At 62.4% G+C, this 17,059-nt stretch carries 13 protein-coding genes and 2 tRNA genes; 13 read left to right on the forward strand and 2 right to left on the reverse strand.

Annotation, left to right across the window (positions count from 1 at the left end; translation table 11 throughout):
- The 11 genes from GV002_RS15205 to GV002_RS15255 all read left to right on the forward strand — a co-directional run bounded on the left by GV002_RS15205 (window position 1) and on the right by GV002_RS15255 (window position 13,106).
- Window positions 1-1,428, forward strand: a complete 1,428-nt coding sequence (locus GV002_RS15205; protein ID WP_218580344.1) for an N-acetylmuramoyl-L-alanine amidase — start codon at window positions 1-3, stop codon at window positions 1,426-1,428.
- Window positions 1,428-3,308, forward strand: coding sequence for a DNA mismatch repair endonuclease MutL (gene mutL, locus GV002_RS15210; RefSeq protein ID WP_178094703.1), 1,881 nt, complete (start codon window positions 1,428-1,430; stop codon window positions 3,306-3,308). Before GV002_RS15205 ends, mutL begins: the two co-directional genes overlap by 1 nt.
- A gap of 53 nt (window positions 3,309-3,361) precedes the next feature.
- Window positions 3,362-4,333, forward strand: a complete 972-nt coding sequence (gene miaA, locus GV002_RS15215) for a tRNA (adenosine(37)-N6)-dimethylallyltransferase MiaA (protein ID WP_160020172.1) — start codon at window positions 3,362-3,364, stop codon at window positions 4,331-4,333.
- 101 nt (window positions 4,334-4,434) lie between these two features.
- Entirely contained in the window at window positions 4,435-4,695 is a 261-nt protein-coding gene (hfq, locus tag GV002_RS15220; RefSeq protein ID WP_003459200.1) for an RNA chaperone Hfq, read from the forward strand.
- A 12-nt stretch (window positions 4,696-4,707) separates the two neighbouring features.
- Window positions 4,708-6,009 carry a ribosome rescue GTPase HflX gene (gene hflX / locus GV002_RS15225; RefSeq protein ID WP_160019213.1) on the forward strand — a complete coding sequence of 434 codons (1,302 nt, stop codon included), beginning with the start codon at window positions 4,708-4,710 and terminating at the stop codon, window positions 6,007-6,009.
- 97 nt (window positions 6,010-6,106) lie between these two features.
- Window positions 6,107-7,273 carry an FtsH protease activity modulator HflK gene (hflK, locus tag GV002_RS15230; RefSeq protein ID WP_160019214.1) on the forward strand — a complete coding sequence of 389 codons (1,167 nt, stop codon included), beginning with the start codon at window positions 6,107-6,109 and terminating at the stop codon, window positions 7,271-7,273.
- Complete coding sequence (gene hflC / locus GV002_RS15235) at window positions 7,273-8,142, forward strand: protease modulator HflC (protein WP_160019215.1); 870 nt, start codon at window positions 7,273-7,275, stop codon at window positions 8,140-8,142. The genes hflK and hflC overlap by 1 nt, the downstream gene beginning before the upstream one ends.
- Window positions 8,143-8,247: 105 nt before the next feature.
- Complete coding sequence (locus tag GV002_RS15240) at window positions 8,248-8,433, forward strand: DUF2065 domain-containing protein (RefSeq protein WP_003459207.1); 186 nt, start codon at window positions 8,248-8,250, stop codon at window positions 8,431-8,433.
- 37 nt (window positions 8,434-8,470) lie between these two features.
- Window positions 8,471-9,658: an ATP phosphoribosyltransferase regulatory subunit gene (locus GV002_RS15245; protein ID WP_160019216.1), complete on the forward strand. Its 1,188-nt coding sequence runs from the start codon at window positions 8,471-8,473 to the stop codon at window positions 9,656-9,658.
- Between the two features lie 56 nt (window positions 9,659-9,714).
- On the forward strand, window positions 9,715-11,010 hold the full coding sequence (locus tag GV002_RS15250; protein WP_021487874.1) for an adenylosuccinate synthase: 1,296 nt from the start codon (window positions 9,715-9,717) through the stop codon (window positions 11,008-11,010).
- A 161-nt stretch (window positions 11,011-11,171) separates the two neighbouring features.
- Complete coding sequence (locus GV002_RS15255; RefSeq protein WP_160019217.1) at window positions 11,172-13,106, forward strand: methyl-accepting chemotaxis protein; 1,935 nt, start codon at window positions 11,172-11,174, stop codon at window positions 13,104-13,106.
- A 123-nt stretch (window positions 13,107-13,229) separates the two neighbouring features.
- Here the strand turns inward: GV002_RS15255 and GV002_RS15260 are convergent.
- Together GV002_RS15260 and GV002_RS15265 are read right to left on the reverse strand one after the other, a co-directional pair.
- Window positions 13,230-13,316, reverse strand: a tRNA-Leu gene (locus GV002_RS15260).
- 84 nt (window positions 13,317-13,400) lie between these two features.
- A tRNA-Leu gene (locus GV002_RS15265) sits at window positions 13,401-13,487 on the reverse strand.
- 207 nt (window positions 13,488-13,694) lie between these two features.
- On the opposite strand from GV002_RS15265, the gene rnr reads away from it, so the two are divergent.
- Together rnr and rlmB are read left to right on the forward strand one after the other, a co-directional pair.
- Window positions 13,695-16,202, forward strand: coding sequence for a ribonuclease R (rnr, locus tag GV002_RS15270; RefSeq protein ID WP_160019218.1), 2,508 nt, complete (start codon window positions 13,695-13,697; stop codon window positions 16,200-16,202).
- The gene (gene rlmB, locus GV002_RS15275) at window positions 16,199-16,951 is read left to right on the forward strand and encodes a 23S rRNA (guanosine(2251)-2'-O)-methyltransferase RlmB (protein ID WP_160019219.1); all 753 of its coding nucleotides are present in this window, start codon (window positions 16,199-16,201) and stop codon (window positions 16,949-16,951) included. The genes rnr and rlmB overlap by 4 nt, the downstream gene beginning before the upstream one ends.
- Window positions 16,952-17,059 lie beyond the last annotated feature (108 nt).

Genomic DNA, 17,059 nt, shown 5'->3' on the forward strand with positions numbered 1-17,059 from the left:
ATGGGGTTGGTTATGCGCATAGGCGCGCTGGTTACCGCTGTTGGGGTGTTGTTGGTGGCCCTGGCTGCCGAGGCGTTGGCTGCCTCCGATGTGCGTGGCGTGCGCCTTTGGCGTGCCCCGGACAATACCCGACTGGTTTTCGATCTGTCTGGCCCTGTGCAGCACAGCGTGTTTACTCTGGCCGCTCCTGATCGCATCGTTATCGACGTCAATGGCGCCAAGTTGGCTACCAGTCTCGAGCAGCTTTCCCTCGCCAACACCCCGATCACCGGCGTACGCTCGGCCCAGCGTAGCGCTGACGATCTGCGCGTGGTCATCGACTTGTCGGCGCCGGTTTCTCCCAAAAGCTTCACCCTGGCGCCGAACCAGCAATATGGTCATCGCCTTGTGGTCGATCTGTTCGACCAGGGCAGTGCGCCGCCCGCCACGCAGACGCCCAGCATTGCCCCTAGCGCACCTCCTGTACCGGTCACGCCGACCCAGCCACCACCCAAGTTGACGCCTGTGCCCAATGGCAAGCGCGATATCGTCGTCGCCATCGATGCGGGTCATGGCGGTGAGGATCCGGGTGCGCTTTCGCCGGTCAAGGGGCAGTATGAAAAGCACGTGACCCTGGTCATTTCCAAGGAGTTGCAGCGGCAGATCAATGCCGAAAAGGGCTTCCGTGCCGAGCTTGTGCGTACCGGCGACTATTTCATTCCGCTGCGTAAGCGCACCGAGATCGCGCGCAAGAAAGGTGCCGATCTGTTCGTGTCCATTCATGCCGACGCGGCGCCGCGAGCCTCGGCGTTCGGTGCTTCGGTCTATGCCCTGTCCGAGCGGGGGGCTACGTCCGAGACCGCGCGCTGGCTGGCCGACGCCGAGAACCAGTCCGACCTGATCGGTGGCGCCGGCAATGTCAGTCTCGACGACAAGGACAAGATGCTCGCCGGTGTGTTGCTGGATCTGTCGATGACCGCTTCGCTGTCCTCCAGTCTCAATGTCGGACAGAAGGTGCTGTCGAACATGGGCGGCATCACCCCGCTGCACAAGCGGCGCGTCGAGCAGGCAGGCTTCATGGTGCTGAAATCGCCGGATATTCCCTCGATCCTGGTGGAAACCGGTTTCATCTCCAATCCCAACGAAGCCAAGAAACTGCATAGCGCCAGCCATCAGCAGGCACTGGCGCGCTCGATCACCTCCGGGGTCAAGCAGTTCTTCCATGAAAACCCACCGCCTGGCACTTACGTTGCCTGGCTGCGTGACGAAGGCAAAATCGCTGCTGGCCCGCGTGAACATGTGGTGTCGCGGGGCGAAAGCCTGGCGCTGATCGCCCAGCGCTACCAGATCAGCCTGGCGTCCCTGCGTAGTGCCAACAAGCTCAATGGGGACGTGATCAAGGTCGGCCAGACATTGCAGATACCCGCCACAGCGCTGGCAGCCCAGTAGTGAGTGTCATGTCCCGTATTCATTTGCTCAGCCCGCGCCTGGCCAACCAGATCGCTGCGGGCGAGGTGGTCGAGCGCCCGGCTTCGGTCGCCAAGGAACTGTTGGAAAACAGCCTGGACTCTGGTGCCCGGCGCATCGATGTCGAGGTCGAGCAGGGTGGCGTCAAGTTGCTCAAGGTGCGCGACGACGGTGGCGGTATTGCCCCGGACGACCTGCCCCTGGCGCTGGCGCGCCATGCAACCAGCAAGATTCGTGAGCTGGAAGATCTCGAGGCCGTGCTCAGCATGGGCTTTCGTGGCGAGGCGCTGGCGTCGATCAGCTCGGTGTCGCGCCTGACGCTGACCTCGCGTACCGCCGACGCCGACCAGGCCTGGCAGGTGGAAACCGAAGGCCGCGACATGGAGCCGCGCGTGCAACCTGCCGCGCACCCAGTGGGCACCTCGGTGGAGGTGCGAGATCTGTTCTTCAATACCCCGGCGCGGCGCAAGTTCCTGCGTGCCGAGAAAACCGAGTTCGATCACCTGCAGGAGGTGATCAAGCGCCTGGCGCTGGCGCGCTTCGATGTGGCTTTCCACCTGCGGCACAACGGCAAGACGGTGTTTGCCCTGCACGAGGCAGGTGACGAAATCAGCCGTGCGCGCCGCGTCGCCTCTGTCTGCGGCCCGGCTTTTCTGGAGCAGGCGCTGCCCATCGAGATCGAGCGCGGTGGCCTGCGCTTGTGGGGTTGGGTCGGATTGCCGACCTTCTCCCGCAGCCAGGCGGATCTGCAGTATTTCTACGTCAATGGGCGCATGGTGCGCGACAAGCTGGTGGCCCATGCGGTGCGCCAGGCCTATCGCGACGTGCTGTTCAATGGCCGGCACCCGACCTTCGTGCTGTTTCTGGAAATCGATCCGTCGACGGTGGACGTCAACGTTCACCCGACCAAGCATGAAGTGCGTTTTCGTGACAGCCGCATGGTCCACGACTTCCTCTACGGCACCCTGCATCGCGCCTTGGCCGATGTACGCCCGGAAGATCAGGTAGCGGCTCCGGCAGCCATCTCACCCATGGCGCGCCCGAGCGGCCTGGCTGCAGGTGAATTCGGCCCGCAGGGCGAAATGGGTCTGGCTGCCAGCATTCTTGAAGCCCCGGCGCCCAGCGTGCAGCCGGCCTGGCGCGGTAGTGGCGCTGGATACCAGCAGCCTGCAGGTAACCCCGGCGTATCCGCTGGCGAAGCCCAGGCTGCGTATCGCGAGTATTTCTCGCCGTTGCCGAGCGCTCAGGCTCAGTCGATGCCGCAGGAACAGGGCGATATTCCGCCGCTCGGCTACGCCGTGGCGCAGCTCAAGGGCGTCTACATCCTCGCCGAGAATGCCCAAGGCATGGTGGTGGTGGACATGCACGCCGCGCACGAGCGCATCACTTACGAGCGCCTGAAGCACGCCATGGCCAGTGAAGGCTTACGCGGCCAGCCGTTGCTGGTGCCTGAGTCCATCGCCCTCAGCCAGCGCGAAGCGGATTGCGCCGAGGAACATGGCGAGTGGTTCCAGCGCCTGGGCTTCGAGCTGCAGCGCCTGGGTGAGGAAACCGTGGCGATTCGCCAGATTCCGGCGTTGCTCAAGCAGGCTGAGGCCACCCAGCTGGTGCGTGACGTGCTGGCCGATTTGCTCGAGTACGGCACCAGCGATCGCATCCAGGCGCATCTCAACGAGCTGCTGGCGACCATGGCTTGCCATGGAGCGGTGCGCGCCAATCGGCGCCTGACCATTCCCGAGATGAACGCTCTGCTGCGGGATATGGAGCAGACTGAGCGTAGCGGCCAGTGCAACCACGGGCGCCCGACCTGGACGCAACTGAGTATGGATCAGCTCGACAAGTTGTTCATGCGTGGTCAGTAATTGAATTAAGCCCTGAGCCAGGGGCGCCCGTCTTCGTGTTTCGAGTCATATCGATGTCTTCGCTTCCTCCTGCAATCTTCCTGATGGGCCCGACTGCCGCCGGCAAGACCGATTTGGCCCTGGAACTCGCCCGGGTATTGCCGTGCGATTTGATCAGCGTCGATTCGGCGCTGGTCTATCGCGGCATGGATATCGGCACGGCCAAGCCGGAGCGAGTCGTTCTGGACGCGTTTCCCCATGCGTTGATCGATATCCGTGATCCGGCCGAGAGCTATTCGGCGGCCGAGTTTCGCGCCGATGCTCTGGCGGCCATGGCTGAGAGCGCCGCGCGCGGGCGTATTCCGCTGCTGGTGGGCGGCACCATGTTGTATTACAAGGCCTTGCTGGAAGGGCTGGCCGATATGCCCAGCGCTGACCCGGCCATTCGCGCCGAGCTGGAAGCAAGGGCTGCGGTCGAAGGGTGGGAGGCGCTGCATCGGGAGCTGGCTGAGGTCGATCCGGAGTCCGCTGCGCGCATCCATCCCAACGATCCGCAGCGTCTGACCCGGGCGCTCGAGGTCTATCGCGCAAGTGGCCTGAGCATGACCGAGCATCGTCTGCGCCAGGCTGCAGGAAATCCCGATGCGGGCACATCAGGCGCCGGGCAATTACCCTATACTGTTGCTCAGCTTGCTATCGCACCAGCGCAGCGTCAGGTTTTACATGACCGCATCGCTCAACGATTTCGGGTGATGTTGGAACAGGGTTTCGTGGAAGAGGTCGAAGCCCTGCGTAGACGAAGTGACTTGCACGCGGGATTGCCGTCTATACGGGCGGTGGGTTATCGCCAGGTATGGGAATACCTTGATGGTGAGCTGTCCCGGAACGATATGGTCGAGCGTGGCATCATCGCCACTCGGCAATTGGCCAAGCGTCAGTTCACCTGGCTACGCGGTTGGGAGAACTTGCATTGGCTCGATAGCCTGGCCTGCGACAATCTGTCTCGCGCCTTGAAATACCTGGAAAGCGTCTCCATATTGAAATGAGACCTTGCCGCTGGTCGTCTATCCTTGGGGGTGGGACGGCCTGAAGCCATTGTTTACCTACTAAAATTATTGAAAATTGATCCTCGAAAGGAGTGCGGCACATGTCAAAAGGGCATTCGCTACAAGACCCTTACCTGAATACCCTGCGTAAGGAACGCGTCCCTGTTTCCATCTATCTGGTCAATGGCATCAAGCTGCAGGGCCAGATCGAATCCTTCGACCAGTTCGTCATCCTGCTGAAGAACACTGTCAGCCAGATGGTCTACAAACACGCTATTTCCACCGTTGTGCCAAGCCGTCCGGTGCGCCTGCCAAGTGCTGGCGATGCCGAGCAGGCCGATGGCGAGCCGGGTAACGCCTGATAGGGGGCTGCATTGTTCTTCGAGCGTCATGAGGGCGGTGAGCGGGCCATCCTGGTTCATCTGGAAGGCCAAGACTCCGAGGCGAGCGAAGATCCCCAGGAGTTCCAGGAATTGGCCATGTCGGCAGGCGCTGACATGGTCGCTTTCTTTTGCGTGCCCAGCAGTCGTCTGACTGCCAAGTTCCTTATCGGCAGTGGCAAGGTCGAGGAGCTGCGCGATCAGGTCAAGGCCATCGAGGCCGATCTGGTCATCTTCAATCACACCCTGACACCGAGCCAGGAGCGCAACCTTGAGCGCGCCTTCGAGTGTCGTGTGCTCGATCGCACCGGGTTGATCCTCGATATCTTCGCGCAGCGTGCGCGTACCCACGAAGGCAAGCTGCAGGTCGAGTTGGCTCAGCTCGATCACATGAGCACGCGCCTGGTGCGTGGCTGGACCCACCTCGAGCGGCAGAAGGGTGGTATCGGCCTGCGTGGTCCGGGTGAAACCCAACTGGAAACCGACCGCCGCTTGCTACGTGTGCGCATTCGCCAGATCAAGCAGAAGCTCGAGAAGGTGCGCAGTCAGCGCGAGCAGGCGCGCCGTGGGCGCAGGCGCGCGGATATACCTTCGGTTTCCCTGGTGGGTTACACCAACGCTGGCAAGTCCACGCTGTTCAATGCGCTAACCACCTCCGAGGTCTACGCGGCTGACCAGTTGTTCGCCACGCTCGACCCGACCTTGCGTCGTCTGCAGCTCGACGACCTGGGGCCGATCGTGCTGGCTGATACCGTAGGTTTCATTCGTCACCTGCCGCACAAGCTGGTCGAGGCCTTCCGCGCTACGTTGGAGGAGTCGAGCAACTCCGATCTGCTGTTGCATGTTATCGATGCCCATGAGCCCGAGCGCATGGCGCAGATCGAACAGGTGCAGAACGTGCTCAAGGAGATCGGGGCACACGAGTTGCCGATGCTTGAGGTATACAACAAGCTGGATTTGTTGGATGGTGTCGAGCCGCAGATCCAGCGCGATGCTGATGGCAAGCCGCTGCGCGTCTGGTTGTCGGCCCGTGAAGGGCGTGGTCTCGAGCTGTTGCGTCAAGCAGTGGCGGAGCTGCTGGGCGAAGATCTGTTCGTCGCTACGCTGCAGTTGCCGCAACGTTTGGGGCGACTGCGTGCGCAATTCTTCGCGCTGGGAGCGGTGCAGAGCGAAGAGCATGATGAGTTGGGGCGTAGCCTGCTGGCGGTACGTTTGCCGCGAGTCGAGCTCAATCGCCTGGTGAGTCGCGAAGGTTTGGAGCCTCAAGCCTTCATCGAGCAACATACTTTGCAATAAAGCCTGGGACGGTGGCTTTGCTGTCATCATAGGGCTTTGGGTAGCATTGGCCGGCGCGCCGTGGGCGCGCCTTCGCTTTATCAGTACGGAGAACGCTATGGCTTGGAATGAGCCGGGTGGCAACTCGAACAATCAAGACCCCTGGGGCGGCCGCAAAGGCGGTGGCCGGCAGGGGCCGCCGGATCTCGACGAAGCGTTCCGCAAGCTGCAAGAAAGCCTCAATGGGCTGTTTGGCGGTGGTAAGAAACGTGGTGACGACGAGTCTGGTCGCAGTGGCGGCGGTGGCTTCGGCCTGCTGTTCGTCGGCCTTGGCCTGTTGGCGGTGGTATGGCTGTACAGCGCGATCTACGTGGTGGACGAGCAGGAGCAGGCCGTGGTGCTGCGCTTCGGCAAGTACCACGAGACCGTTGGTCCGGGCCTGAATATCTATTTCCCGCCAATCGATCGCAAGTTCCAGGAAAACGTCACGCGTGAGCGCGCTTACACCAAGCAGGGCGCCATGCTGACCGAAGACGAGAACATCATTGAAGTGCCGCTGACCGTGCAGTATCGGGTGACCAACCTGCAGGACTTCGTGCTCAACGTCGACCAGCCGGAAGTCAGCCTGCAGCACGCCACCGACAGCGCCGTGCGTCACGTGGTGGGTTCCACCGAGATGGACCAGGTGTTGACCGAGGGCCGTGAGCTGATGGCCAGTGAGGTGCGTGAGCGCCTGCAGCGTTTCCTCGACAACTACCGGACCGGTATCACCATCACTCAGGTGAACATCCAGAGTGCTGCGGCGCCGCGTGAGGTTCAGGAAGCCTTCGATGACGTGATCCGTGCCCGTGAAGACGAGCAGCGGGAGAAGAACCAGGCCGAGTCCTACGCCAACGGGGTGATTCCGGAAGCACGTGGTCAGGCCCAGCGTCTGCTGGAAGAGGCCAACGGTTACCGTGATGAAGTCATCGCTCGCGCCCAGGGTGAGGCGGACCGCTTCACCAAGCTGGTAGCCGAGTATCGCAAGGCGCCTGAGATCACTCGCGAGCGTCTGTACATCGACACCATGCAGGAAGTGATGAGCAACACCAGCAAGGTTCTGGTCACCGGTGACAAGGGGCAGAACAACCTGCTCTATCTGCCGCTGGACAAGATGATCGACAGCCGTGGTGGTGCTACTTCCTCCAGCTCTGCCAACAGCAGCAATTCGACAGCGCGTGATCCGGCCGTGCCGCTGAGCAGCGATATGTCCCAGCGTAACCTGCGTACCCGGGAGGGCCGTTGATGAACAACAAGTCCCTGATCGGCCTGATCGTGGCCGTGGTTGTGGCCCTGGTGGCGTGGAACAGCTTCTATATCGTGGCGCAGACCGAGCGTGCGGTGCTGTTGCAGTTCGGGCGAGTGGTTCAGCCTGATGTGCAGCCTGGCCTGCATATGAAGATCCCCTACGTCAACCAGGTGCGTATCTTCGACGGTCGTTTGCTGACACTGGATTCGACGTCTTCTCGTTTCCTCACTCTGGAGAAGAAGGCGCTGATGGTCGACGCCTATGCCAAATGGCGGGTGAAGGATGCCGAGCGCTTCTATCAGTCCACCTCGGGCATGAAGCAAGTCGCTGATGAGCGTCTGGCGCGTCGTCTGGAAGCATCGCTGCGTGACCAGTTTGGTAAGCGCACCCTGCACGAGTCGGTATCCGGTGAGCGTGATGCACTGATGGCCGACGTGACCGAGACTCTCAACCGCGCCGCCGAGCGTGAGCTGGGTATCGAGGTTGTCGATGTGCGGGTCAAGGCCATCGACCTGCCGCGCGAAGTGAACCGCAGTGTGTTCGAGCGGATGAGCACCGAGCGTGAGCGTGAGGCCCGCGAGCACCGCGCCAAGGGTCGTGAGCTGGCCGAAGGTATTCGCGCCGATGCCGATCGTCAGCGCCGCGTACTGCTGGCTGAAGCCTATCGTGAAGCTGAAGAGCTGCGCGGTGACGGTGATGCCCAGGCTGCGTCCATCTACGCCAACGCCTTCGGTCAGGATCAGGAGTTCTACTCCTTCTACCGTAGTCTGCAGGCTTACCGCGAAAGCTTCGCTGACAAGCGTGATGTGCTGGTGCTGGACCCGGGCAGCGATTTCTTCCGCTACCTGGAAAAATCCAGGCCTTGATCGGCAACCCTGGCGGCGCGATGTGTCGCCAGGGTGACCGCGAGGTAAAACGTGGTATCATGCGGCAGCCGGGAAAATCCCGGCTTTTTTGCGTCTGTGGGAATCATGTGGCAGGAACTTGGCATCGCACTGTGTCTGGTATTGGTGCTGGAAGGCATCCTGCCCTTCCTCTATCCGCGCCATTGGCGCGGAGCGGTCATGCAGGCAGCTCGTCTGCCCGACCGCCGACTGCGCCTTATGGGGCTGGCCAGCATGCTGCTGGGTACGGCCCTTCTATATCTGCTTCACTGAAGGCTTGTGCCGCCCGGATCGAGAGGGGAATGGCGAAATGGCAACGGTAGACCGCTGGCTGCTGCCAGATGGCATCGAAGAAGTACTGCCGCCGGAAGCGGCGCGCATCGAGGCGGCACGCCGCCAGGTGCTGGATCTGTTCCAACGTTGGGGTTACGAGTTCGTCGTCACCCCTCATATCGAGTACCTGGAATCCCTGTTGACTGGCGCCGGCCAGGATCTCGACCTGCGCACCTTCAAGGTCACCGATCCGTTGTCCGGCCGGCAGATGGGCTTTCGTGCCGACATCACCCCGCAGGTGGCGCGCATCGATGCTCATACCATGCGCCGCGAAGGGCCGAGCCGTTTGTGCTATGCCGGTAGCGTGCTGCATGCGCAGCCGCGTGCACTGACCACTTCGCGCAGCCCGATCCAGCTGGGTGCCGAGCTCTATGGCGACGCCAGTCCGGCCAGCGATATCGAGGTTATCAGCCTGCTGGTCGAGACTCTCGAGCTGGCTGCGGTGCCGGACGTTCATATGGATCTCGGTCATGTCGGTATCTACCGTGGTCTGGCGCGTGCCGCTGGCCTGTCCGGAGAGGCCGAGCAGCAACTGTTCGATGCGCTGCAGCGCAAGGCCATGGATGAGATCGAGAGCCTGACCGCCGCGTTGCCGGCGGGCCTGGGCAGCATGCTGCGTTCGCTCGCCGAACTGTGTGGCGGTCGGGAAGTGCTGGATCTGGCCCAGGCCGTTCTGGTCGAGGCGCCGGATGCGGTGCACGCTGCGCTCGATGACCTGGTGGCCATTGCCGATGCGCTGGAGCTGCGCTATCCGGAGTTGCCGCTGTACTTCGACCTGGGCGAGTTGCGCGGCTACAACTATCACACCGGCGTGGTGTTCGCGGCCTTCGTGCCGGGTGAGGGCGGTGCCATCGCTCAGGGTGGTCGTTATGACGATACCGGCGCGGTATTCGGTCGTGCGCGCCCAGCTACTGGCTTCTCCACGGACCTGAAGACCTTGGTAACCCTGGGTGACATGCGTGTGGATGAGGCGGTCAGCGGTGTCTGGGCGCCGGACAATCATGATCTCTATCTGTGGCAGGCCGTTCGTCGTCTGCGTGGTGAAGGCGAGCGCGTGGTTCAGGCGCTGCCCGGGCAGAGCGAGGCGGATGCGCGCGAAGCAGGCTGTGATCGTCTGCTGACGCTGCGCGATGGACGTTGGCAGGTGGCGCCCCTGGCGTCCTGAATTCATTTTCGCCGGCCCGCGGCCGGCATCGAAGCTTGCGCGAAGAGGACAAGTTTATGGGTAAGAATGTCGTCGTCCTGGGCACCCAATGGGGTGATGAGGGCAAGGGCAAGATCGTCGACCTGCTCACCGAGCAGGCCGCTGCAGTCGTGCGTTATCAGGGCGGTCACAACGCTGGCCACACCCTGGTGATCAACGGTGAGAAGACCGTCCTGCACCTGATTCCGTCTGGCATCCTGCGTGCTGGCGTCGAGTGTCTGATCGGCAACGGTGTGGTCGTCGCTCCCGATGCTCTGATGCGCGAAATCACCAAGCTGGAAGAGAAGGGTGTACCGGTGCGTGAGCGCCTGCGTATCAGCCCGGCCTGCCCGCTGATCCTGTCCTATCACGTGGCGCTGGACCAGGCGCGCGAAAAGGCCCGCGGTGATGCCAAGATCGGCACCACTGGTCGCGGTATCGGCCCGGCTTACGAAGACAAGGTCGCGCGTCGCGGCCTGCGCGTCGGTGACCTGTTCCACCGCGAGCGTTTTGCTGCCAAGCTGGGCGAGCTGCTGGATTACCACAATTTCCAGCTGGTCAATTTCTACAAAGAGCCGGCCATCGACTTCCAGAAAACCCTGGATGAATGCATGGAATACGCCGAGCTGCTCAAGCCGATGATGGCTGATGTCACTGCCGTGCTGCATGACCTGCGTCGTGAGGGCAAGGACATCATGTTCGAAGGTGCCCAGGGCTCGCTGCTGGACATCGACCATGGCACCTACCCCTACGTGACCAGCTCCAACACCACCGCTGGCGGTATCGCCACCGGCTCCGGTTTCGGTCCGTTGTACCTGGACTACATCCTCGGTATCACCAAGGCCTACACCACCCGTGTCGGTTCCGGCCCGTTCCCGACCGAGCTGTTCGATGATGTTGGCGCCTTCCTCGCCAAGCGTGGTCACGAGTTCGGCGCGACCACCGGTCGTGCCCGTCGTTGCGGCTGGTTCGATGCGGTGATCCTGCGTCGCGCCATCGAGATCAACAGCATCTCTGGTCTGTGCCTGACCAAGCTGGACGTGCTCGACGGTCTGGAAACCATCCGTATCTGCACCGGCTACAAGGACGCCAACGGCCAGGTGCTGGTCGATGCGCCGACCGACGCCGACAGCTACATCGGCCTGCAGCCGGTCTACGAGGAAATGCCGGGCTGGAGCGAATCCACCCTGGGCGCCAAGACCCTGGAAGACCTGCCGGCCGCTGCTCGTGCCTACATCAAGCGTGTGGAAGAGCTGGTTGGTGCGCCGATCGACATCATCTCTACTGGTCCGGATCGCAACGAGACCATCGTGCTGCGTCATCCGTTTGCCTGATCGAGATGCTCTCGAGTCGCACAGGAGCCGCCTTCGGGCGGCTTTTTTGTGTCCGTCCGTAGGGGCGCTCCTGCATAGGAGCTGGGCATGCGCTTTGCTTATATTCAATAAATCCCGGAAGTCGCCGTTATAGCTATTACGGTTGTTGAGGAGTGTCCCCAGTGTTCGCCATCGTTTCCATGTTGCGTAGCCGTCTGTTGCGCCCGGTGTTCGTCGCGCTTGGTCTGGCCATGTTGGTGCAGGTCGGTTTGGCTGTTTGGCTGATGCGCGCCTCGGTCGACGGAATGGTCGAGGATCTGGCGCAGCGCCTGGGTGGTGAGAGCCGCCGTCTTGGCGAAGAGCTGAACATGGCTGAGCGCGAGATGAGCCAGGGTCTTGCGGCGTTGGCGAGCAGTACCCGCACTCGCCTGGGTGAAGGGCTTTCTGGCCAGTTGAAGACTGAGCAGGCGCAACTGCGTGTGGTGCTCGAGGGCAATCTCAAGCAGTCCGGCCAGGCGCTGGCGCAATTGCTGGCCGGGGTGGCGCCGAAGTCCATCTGGGATCTGGATATTCCTGCGCTCACTGCGCTTACCCGAATCGCCCAGCAGGATCCGGCGGTGTTGTTCGCCATCATCTATGACGCCGATGGTCAGCGCCTGACGCGCAACTTCAATCGCAGTAACGCGCAGGTGCGTGAGCTCGTCGCTGCCGGGCAGGGTGGCTCGCCGCTGGAGAAGCTGGTGGATGCGGCTTCGCGCGATCCGCGTGTTTATGTGGTCGAGGCTGATATCAATCCAATGGGCTCGCGCATCGGCAAGGTGCAGATGGGCCTGTCGCTGGATGTGGTGGAAAAGGAACTGGCCGCTCTGGACGGCCGCTTTGCGTCTTTGGTCAGTGGCGCTGGTGAGTTGGTCGATAGCAGTCTGGCTGGCGCTTCCGAAGAGGCTACCGGTGCGCTGCGCGAGCGTCTGCAGTCGGCCGAGCGCTACACCCAGGAAATGGCGCGCAACGGTGGTGAGTCGGTGCGCGTGGCGGCGGATTCGCTGCGCTGGAACATCGCCCTCGGCCTTTTGATCGTCGGGGCGCTGGCAATGCTGGTGGTCGCCCTTGTGTTGGGTTGGCGAGTGCTGAGTCGCTTGCGCCTGCTTAGTGCGGCGCTCAACGATCTGGCGGCGGGCGAGGGCGATCTGACGCGGCGCGTGAGCATCGACAGTCAGGACGAGGTCGGCGAAATGGCCGATGCCGTCAATCGCTTCATCGCCAAGCTGCAGCCCATCGTGCGAGAGTCGGGTGAGGTGGCGTTGCGCACGGGTGAGCAGATTCGCAGCCTGACTCAGCGCGGCGTGGCAGCCGAGGCCGCGGCCGGCCGGCAGCGCGATGAAGTTGCTGGCAGCCTGCAGGCGTTGGCGCAAATGGCCGACGAGGCGCAGGCGGAAAGCCAGGCCATGCAGGACGCGCTGCAGCGCGTCGACACCATCCGCCAGGCGGCGCACGAGAACGCGGTTATCGCTCAACGCCTGTCCACGTTGATCGAGGACTTGGTGGCGCGGGTGGCCGATGGTTCGGCGGTGATCGAGCGGCTGGCCAAGCAGAGCGAACAGATCGAGGTGGTGCTGACGGTGATTCAGTCAATTGCCGAGCAGACCAACCTGCTTGCGCTCAATGCCGCCATCGAGGCGGCGCGCGCTGGCGAGAGTGGTCGCGGGTTTGCCGTGGTGGCTGACGAGGTGCGTGCGCTGGCGAGCAAGACTCAGCAGTCCACCGGCGATATCCAGACCCATATCGCTGCCCTGCAGCGTGGCGCGCAGGAGGCGGTTGCCGCCATCGCCCAGGCGGGCGCGCAAGGCAGTGAAGGTCTGCAGGTGCTGCGTGACAGTGCACGCCTGCAGCACTCGGTGCAGCAGTCGGTGGATGAGGTGCATGGCGCCATCAATGCAGCGACCCAGGCGGCGGCACATCAGGCGCAAGGGGCGGGAGCGGTACGCGGGCGTGTCGAAACCATCCATGCCGAAGCGCAGCGTGCGGCCGAGGCGGTGGCGGCGATTGCCGGCAACGCAAGAGCGCTGGATGAGCTGGCTGCGCAGCTCAAGGCCAGTCTGGGGCAGTTCAAAGTGTAGGGTGCGCTGTGCGCACCTCGCTGCTCTAAGGTCTTGGCGGGTGCGCGCAGCGGCGCCCTGCGAGGTGGCACGCTTTTTCGTGGGCAATAAAAAACCGAGCCATTGGCTCGGTTTTTTGAAATTTGGTGCCCAGGAGAAGACTCGAACTTCCACGACCGTTAAGTCACTGATACCTGAAACCAGCGCGTCTACCAATTCCGCCACCTGGGCACTACAGCAATGTTCGTCGTTACCGACACGGAGCGTTGCATCCGTTTATTTGCAAAGTGGGTTATCAAGCCACTTCACGAAATTTGGTGCCCAGGAGAAGACTCGAACTTCCACGACCGTTAAGTCACTGATACCTGAAACCAGCGCGTCTACCAATTCCGCCACCTGGGCACAGAAACCGATGAATCATCATCTGCTTCGTGTTACAACGTCTGCTCGACGCTGTGGGCGCGAACTATACGGGCGGGCATTTACCTTGTAAACCCCTGACCCCAAAAAAATTATTGTCGCCGGAAAAGCTGCCTTGAATGACGTTTTCGCGCTTCAATAGGCAGATGGCATACACCTCTATAGATAAGCACAGGTAATCCTCCTTACATGGCCGATTGGCAATCCCTCGATCCCGAGGCCGCCCGCGAGGCGGAAAAATACGACAACCCCATCCCCAGCCGTGAGCTGATCCTTTCGCATCTGGCCGAGCGCGGCGCGCCTGCCAGCCGTGAGCAGCTGGTCGAAGAGTTCGGTTTGCATACCGAAGATCAGCTTGAAGCTCTGCGACGCCGACTGCGCGCAATGGAGCGTGACGGGCAGCTCATTTATACCCGTCGTGGCACTTACGCCCCGGTGGACAAGCTCGACCTGATCTGCGGTCGCATCAGCGGCCACCGCGACGGCTTTGGCTTCCTCGTGCCGGACGATGGCAGTGACGACCTGTTCCTCAGCCCGGCGCAGATGCGCCTGGTGTTCGACCGAGATCGCGCGCTGGTGCGGGTGGCGGGTTTCGATCGGCGCGGCCGTCGTGAGGGCGGCATCGTCGAGGTGATCGAACGCGCTCATGAGAGCATCGTTGGCCGGTACTACGAAGAGAACGGCATCGGTTTCGTCGTCGCCGACAATCCCAAGATTCAGCAGGAAGTGCTGGTCACCCCGGGGCGCACTGCCGGTGCGCGCATCGGTCAGTTCGTCGAGATCAAGATCACTCACTGGCCTACGCAGCGTTTCCAGCCGCAGGGCGACATCGTCGAAGTGATCGGCAACTACATGGCGCCGGGCATGGAGATCGACGTCGCGCTGCGCAGCTACGACATCCCGCACGTCTGGCCCGAGGCGGTGGTCAAGGAAGCGCGCAAGCTCAAGCCCGAAGTGGATGAGAAGGACAAGGAGAAGCGTGTCGACCTGCGCCATCTGCCTTTCGTCACCATTGACGGCGAAGACGCCCGCGACTTCGACGATGCCGTGTACTGCGAGAAGAACAGCAGCCGCTGGAAGTTGTTCTCCGGTGGCTGGAAACTCTATGTGGCCATCGCCGACGTCTCGCACTACGTCAGGGTCGGCTCGGCGCTGGACGCCGAGGCGGTCGAGCGCGGCAACTCGGTGTACTTCCCCGAGCGCGTCGTGCCGATGCTCCCGGAGGAATTGTCCAACGGCCTGTGCTCGCTCAACCCGCATGTCGATCGCCTGGCCATGGTCTGCGAAATGACCATGTCCAAGAGCGGCCAGATGGTCGACTACAAGTTCTACGAGGCGGTGATCCATTCCCACGCACGTCTGACCTACAACAAGGTCAGCCTGATGCTGGAAGATCCCAAGAGCAGCGAGGGCAAGTCCCTGCGCAGCGAATACAAGGAAGTCCTGCCGCACCTCAATCAGCTCTATGCCCTGTATCAGGTGCTGGTAGCCGCTCGTCACGAGCGTGGTGCCATCGACTTCGAGACGCAGGAAACACGTATCGTCTTCGGTACCGACCGCAAGATCGACGAAATCCGCCCGACTCAGCGCAACGATGCGCACAAGCTGATCGAGGAGTGCATGCTAGCCGCCAACGTGGCCACCGCGCGCTTCATGCAGGATCACGAGGTCCCGTCGCTGTATCGCGTGCACGATGGCCCGCCGCCGGAGCGCCTGGAGAAGCTCAAGGCTTTCCTCGGTGAGCTGGGGCTGTCGCTGCAGCGTGGCAAGTCCAAGGATGGTCCGTCACCCAAGGACTATCAGCGCCTGCTGGAAAGCATCCGCGAGCGCCCGGACTATCACCTGATCCAGACCGTGATGCTGCGCTCGCTGAGCCAGGCGGTGTACAGCGCGCAGAACGAAGGGCACTTCGGTCTCAATTACGAGGCTTACACCCACTTCACCTCGCCGATCCGTCGTTATCCCGACCTGCTGGTGCATCGCGCCATTCGCAGCGTGATCCGTTCCAAGCGCGACACCAAGCACGTGGAGCGTGCCGGCGCGGCAATCATGCCCAAGGCACGCATCTATCCGTACGACGAAGCGACCCTGGAAAAACTCGGTGAGCAGTGCTCGATGACCGAGCGCCGTGCCGATGAAGCGACCCGCGACGTGGTCAACTGGCTCAAGTGTGAGTTCATGCAGGATCGTGTCGGTGAGACCTTCGCCGGTGTGATCACGGCGGTAACCGGTTTCGGCATCTTCGTCGAGCTGCGCGACATCTACGTCGAGGGCCTGGTGCACGTGACCGCGCTGCCGGCCGACTACTACCACTTCGATCCGGTTCACCATCGCCTGTCCGGCGAGCGCAGCGGCCGCAGCTTCCGCCTCGGCGACAGCGTCGAGGTCAAGGTGATGCGCGTCGATCTGGATGAGCGCAAGATCGACTTCGAGCTGAGCCAGGACAAGGCCGGCAAGGGTGATGATGCACGTCGCGGCGGCAAACCGAGCGGCATGGGCAATACCGACGTGCAGAAAAGCCGGGATGTGAAAAAGGCGCTGTTGGCTGGCGCCAAGGCCGGCAAGGGTGCCAGTGGCAAAGGAGCTGCCGGCAAGTCGGCGAGCAAGCCGGCCGGTGGTGCGCGCAAAGGCTCCGGACATGGCGACAGTGCTCCGCCACCTGCCGGTAAGCCGCGCAAGCGTAAGGCCAAGTCATGAGTGATCTGGAAAAGATCTACGGCGTACATGCCGTAGAAGCCATGCTGCGTCATCACCCCAAGCGGGTGAAGCAGGTCTGGTTGGCCGATGGTCGCAGTGATCCTCGGGTGCAGCCCTTGCTGGAGCTGGCTGCGCAGTCTCGCGTAAAAGTGGGGCAGTGCGAGCGCCGTGAGATGGATGCCTGGGTCGAGGGTGTGCACCAGGGTGTGGTTGCCGATGTCAGCCCCAGTCAGGTCTGGGGCGAGGCGATGCTCGAGGAGTTGCTCGATCGCTGCGAAGGCCCGCCTTTGCTGCTGGTGCTCGATGGCGTGACCGACCCGCACAACCTGGGGGCCTGCCTGCGTACGGCTGATGCTGCCGGTGCGCTGGCGGTGATCGTGCCCAAGGACAAATCGGCAACCCTCAACGCCACGGTACGCAAAGTGGCCTGCGGCGCTGCCGAGGTGATTCCGCTGGTGGCGGTGACCAACCTGGCGCGCAGCCTGGAGAAGTTGCAGCAGCGCGGCCTGTGGGTGGTGGGTACGGCCGGTGAGGCCGAGCTTGAGGTCTATCAGCAGGACATGACCGGGCCAACGGTGCTGGTCATGGGGGCCGAGGGCAAGGGCATGCGCCGTTTGACGCGCGAGCATTGCGATTACCTGGTCAAGCTGCCCATGAGCGGCAGTGTCAGTAGTCTCAACGTCTCGGTTGCCACTGGTGTCTGCCTGTTCGAGGCGGTGCGTCAGCGTCAGGCCCAGCGCAAGGGCTGACTGTTCAAATAATCGCCAATTCGTCTTGCGTGCGGCAGGGGGCTTCTCTAGAATGGCGCCCCTTGCCGTGACGGCAGGCCTTTTCGCGCCTACCGCCCGGCAAGCTCA

Source organism: Pseudomonas sp. 8O (assembly GCF_902506495.1).
Lineage (GTDB): Bacteria > Pseudomonadota > Gammaproteobacteria > Pseudomonadales > Pseudomonadaceae > Aquipseudomonas > Aquipseudomonas chaetocerotis.

What these genes read in the sequence shown, in the direction of transcription:
- GV002_RS15205 (WP_218580344.1), top strand. Translation starts at nt 1, where the DNA reads ATGGGGTTGGTTATGCGCATAGGCGCGCTGGTTACCGCTGTTGGGGTG.
- miaA (WP_160020172.1), top strand. Translation starts at nt 3,362, where the DNA reads ATGTCTTCGCTTCCTCCTGCAATCTTCCTGATGGGCCCGACTGCCGCC.
- hfq (WP_003459200.1), top strand. Translation starts at nt 4,435, where the DNA reads ATGTCAAAAGGGCATTCGCTACAAGACCCTTACCTGAATACCCTGCGT.
- hflK (WP_160019214.1), top strand. Translation starts at nt 6,107, where the DNA reads ATGGCTTGGAATGAGCCGGGTGGCAACTCGAACAATCAAGACCCCTGG.
- hflC (WP_160019215.1), top strand. Translation starts at nt 7,273, where the DNA reads ATGAACAACAAGTCCCTGATCGGCCTGATCGTGGCCGTGGTTGTGGCC.
- GV002_RS15240 (WP_003459207.1), top strand. Translation starts at nt 8,248, where the DNA reads ATGTGGCAGGAACTTGGCATCGCACTGTGTCTGGTATTGGTGCTGGAA.
- GV002_RS15245 (WP_160019216.1), top strand. Translation starts at nt 8,471, where the DNA reads ATGGCAACGGTAGACCGCTGGCTGCTGCCAGATGGCATCGAAGAAGTA.
- GV002_RS15250 (WP_021487874.1), top strand. Translation starts at nt 9,715, where the DNA reads ATGGGTAAGAATGTCGTCGTCCTGGGCACCCAATGGGGTGATGAGGGC.
- rnr (WP_160019218.1), top strand. Translation starts at nt 13,695, where the DNA reads ATGGCCGATTGGCAATCCCTCGATCCCGAGGCCGCCCGCGAGGCGGAA.
- rlmB (WP_160019219.1), top strand. Translation starts at nt 16,199, where the DNA reads ATGAGTGATCTGGAAAAGATCTACGGCGTACATGCCGTAGAAGCCATG.